Source organism: Candidatus Aquicultor sp. (assembly GCF_054640775.1).
In genome coordinates this window covers 1-3445 of record NZ_JBTSLF010000241.1, presented here as the reverse complement: position 1 = coordinate 3445, position 3445 = coordinate 1, and the positions used below count along the sequence as shown (strand labels likewise).

Annotated in this window: 5 protein-coding genes; all 5 read left to right on the top strand. The window is 42.1% G+C overall.

The features are described from left to right. The coding region (locus ACYC56_RS13500; protein WP_461374695.1) for a hypothetical protein at positions 1 to 180 on the top strand (180 nt) is incomplete at its 5' end. 86 nt (positions 181 to 266) lie between these two features. Beyond that, the gene (locus tag ACYC56_RS13495) at positions 267 to 1631 is read left to right on the top strand and encodes a hypothetical protein (RefSeq protein WP_461374694.1); all 1365 of its coding nucleotides are present in this window, start codon (positions 267 to 269) and stop codon (positions 1629 to 1631) included. A gap of 98 nt (positions 1632 to 1729) precedes the next feature. After that, complete coding sequence (locus ACYC56_RS13490) at positions 1730 to 2440, top strand: hypothetical protein (protein ID WP_461374693.1); 711 nt, start codon at positions 1730 to 1732, stop codon at positions 2438 to 2440. Positions 2441 to 2442: 2 nt separating this feature from the next. Beyond that, entirely contained in the window at positions 2443 to 3039 is a 597-nt protein-coding gene (locus ACYC56_RS13485; protein WP_461374692.1) for a hypothetical protein, read from the top strand. Positions 3040 to 3042: 3 nt separating this feature from the next. Continuing rightward, the coding region (locus tag ACYC56_RS13480) for a TolB family protein (protein ID WP_461374691.1) at positions 3043 to 3445 on the top strand (403 nt) is incomplete at its 3' end.

Here is a 3445-nt window from a genome sequence, read left to right as displayed (position 1 = left end):
AATTACCTAGTATTCACCCTTGTCTTTTTCCATAGTCTGACCATCGGCACGGACGTCGCGCCTGCCATCAGCCAGCTCCGACCACTCTGGTACCTCTATGCTACCCTGGCGGTCGTCGGTCTCGTCTACCGCCGGGTCTTCCAGGTCCGTCTGGATAAAACCCACGGCCTCGATCACTAACCCGTCGATACAAAACAACTACGCCTAGCAAGCCCTCGCCTGACAATGCCTACTTTATTGGGCATTTTTCGCTATAATCAGATCAAATGAATGAGCTAAAAGCACAATCGATAAAAAAGGCCGTCTACAAGAAATATTTGATTGGGGTACTTTCTTTAGCAATCTTTGCTGGTATTGGTTATGGGGTGTTTGCAACGAATCGAAAAAACCAACCCGATCAGATAAAAACCCCCGCTAGCACACAAAACCCTATAACTAACCTGAGTCCGACAACCTCCTCCTACTCGGCACCCACTATTACACCCTCATCAACTGCGACCGATTACTCATACATTTTTGCCGAAAATCTCTACCAATATGGGAACCTATCCAGTCCATATAGTGCCGGTATTCGCGTTCCAAATGGAGCTAAAGCAAATTTCTACCCAGCTGCATATAATTTTGATCAGAATATTGCACCCCTACAAATCCGAGAAATTAACATGATGGTCGGCTCAATAAAACCAGTTAAGTATTTACAGGGATCTATCAATTGGCTTGTTTTTTCAACTACCCGACAAGCGCTTGCTTATTCATTTGAAGAACAGATAGATAACCAAAAAATCGTCAATGTGGCTATTTACGACATTGATAACGATAGAGAAACAATCATTCACAAAGAACAGTACGCTGATCGAAATCCATTACGCGCTCGTTGGTCACCTGACGGTGGTTCGGTAGCATTCTTCATTGCAAACACGGACGCAAATACACTGACCAGCCAAAGGGGGTGGCTCCACATCTATGATATAGCAGCCAACACAACAAAAAAAATTGATTGGCCAAATGAAGTACAAATTGAAGACGTAACCCTAAACAATATCAATAGCACCTTATTCTTCTGGGGGGATGATTCGCAAACAATTTTGGGTGACGTGAACGTCTCCTCATCACTCTACAATCGACAAACAACGGCTTACTTATTAGACAGAAAAACTGGCCAATTTACTTTTTTTGACGATGGACGGTTATCCGAATCGAAACGTCGCTTTGACTCACCACAACTCCTCGCCGGTAAGTTATTTGCTGTAACCCGAACTCCATATGATACCACTTCCGCTAGCGAATACTATGGTGGACCGGGCGGATGGCTTTATAGTTACGAATTCTCGAATAAGCTCGGTACTGATTACAAGGAAGATACAGGCGAACAGATTGACTCAAATTTCCTGATGACGAGCGATGGTACAAAACTGATTTATAAAGACCTGAAAGAACGGCAATGGAAATATTTTAATACCGGAAACAAAGTAGTCACCCGATTGGATCGAATCAATGAATTTTGCCAGATCATTGGCTGGGGTGGTAACTATGATATCGTTCTATTTTTTAATCCAACCCATTCAGGAGGAACAATTATTGAGTACGATTTGCAAATGAACAAAATCTCAAAAACAATAGCTATTCCTTAGGCTAAAGGCACGGAGCCAACTAAGGGAACCAAAATCCTCGCGACATTCCGAATTCTATAGATTTGACACAGATAACCCGTCAGACCTATAGTAAGAATATGAACGAACAAGATAAATTCTCGACAGAGATCCCCGCCTACAAGAAATATTTGATTGGGGTGTTTTTGCTAGCGATCCTCGCTGGTATGGGTTATGGGATTTATACGTTAAACAATAACCCGACCGACGAGCCAGAGCCGACAACAACCACAACAATATCTCCGACAGCAACCGGAACGCCGACATCAACGCCAACAAACACTATCCCGACGGATTGGGAAACATATACAAGCGAGGAATTTGGATTTGCATTCAATCATCCCCCAACATGGGGCGGAGTAATTTGTAATATTGAAAAGGGAGGAATGGCTGGTTCCCAGATCCAATGTTATTTCTCAAAAAAATCAGTCTTTTTTGGGGGTAATACAGCTAATTACGTGATCGATTTAGCCACGCAAGCCCGAGGCGCTACCTTGTTTGATTTTTTTGAATTTACGAAGAGTCAAGATAATGTCTACAAAATAAGATTTACAAAAGAAAAATATCACTATGTCGAAGCGGAACAACTTTATATAAGCAAAAATATCGATGCGATTATCGTTGTGAATCAGGAGATAAGTCAGATCTTTGATAATAATGACCGAATTGCATTTCTCAATTTAAATAAGAATGGAAATATTTTCCAAGGAATTGCGCTTCGATATCGTGATATTCCCGAGAGCGAGATCGCTGACTTCGATGAAGTTCTAAAAACTTTTAGAGTGGAATAATAATGGAAAGATCTCATAAATTCAACCTCGTCATTGTTATCGGATTCTTCTTGTCAGTTGCATTTTTAGGTATTCCCGCGACAGAAGCCAATAAACATCAAACATCAAAATTCCTATACACTTCACAGCCATCGGGGACAGATGAACCCAAAAATTATAAAACAATAGTCAACTACCCAGACTCCCAATCTACCATAGCCTTTACCGAACAGCCTACTGACTACAAAAAAGAGATTTATCTGTCGCCAGATAGGAAGGCCTTTGCGGTGACGGTTGAGTCGCCTGAAGCGTATGGCCAAATCTCGACCTATATCACAGATGTCAATGGGCGGAGATTAACTTCGTTGCACCTTGGGAGTTTCGTCTCATGGTCACCAGATAGCAACACGGTCTTACTATTCCTAGCTGACAACCAAAATGTTTCAGGCAGAGCAATTTATTTGCTCTCGAAAGATGATGAATATCGTAATTCGGCATTGCCAGTCGGAACAATTAGTGCCGATATCTCACCCGCAGATGGAGCAACGGCCTACTCGGTTACTCTTGCTGGGACTGATCAGTCAGAACTCAGGATTAAGATGTTAGAAGGAGCTGATTAGACATTGATCAAGGACACAAATCAAACATTCGCCTGGCTGCGCTGGTCCCCCAAGGGAGATAAAATCGCTTTTTTGGCACTCAATCTGGGTCAGCCCTTCCCCAATCGCGATTTGGTTATCATAAATTTAGACGGAACAACGGTTCGTCGGATATCAAATATTGTCTGGAATTACCCGCCCGTTTGGTCACCAGATGGCGACCATCTAGTCTTTGCGCGACAGGATGATAACAATCCAATTTCTAATCTAAATAATTTCGAACTCCTCAGTTCGAATCTCTGGGAATATTCAATTCTAAAGAATAGCGAAAATAAATTAACAAACTTTAATAACGCGAAAACCATTCACCCTGCATATTCCACTGATGGCTTGGAAATAATTTTCATTTCAAATGAGAGTGGCTCCG

Excerpts from the sequence above, each read along its gene's own strand:
- ACYC56_RS13495 (WP_461374694.1), top strand. The coding sequence starts at position 267 with ATGAATGAGCTAAAAGCACAATCGATAAAAAAGGCCGTCTACAAGAAA.
- ACYC56_RS13490 (WP_461374693.1), top strand. The coding sequence starts at position 1,730 with ATGAACGAACAAGATAAATTCTCGACAGAGATCCCCGCCTACAAGAAA.
- ACYC56_RS13485 (WP_461374692.1), top strand. The coding sequence starts at position 2,443 with ATGGAAAGATCTCATAAATTCAACCTCGTCATTGTTATCGGATTCTTC.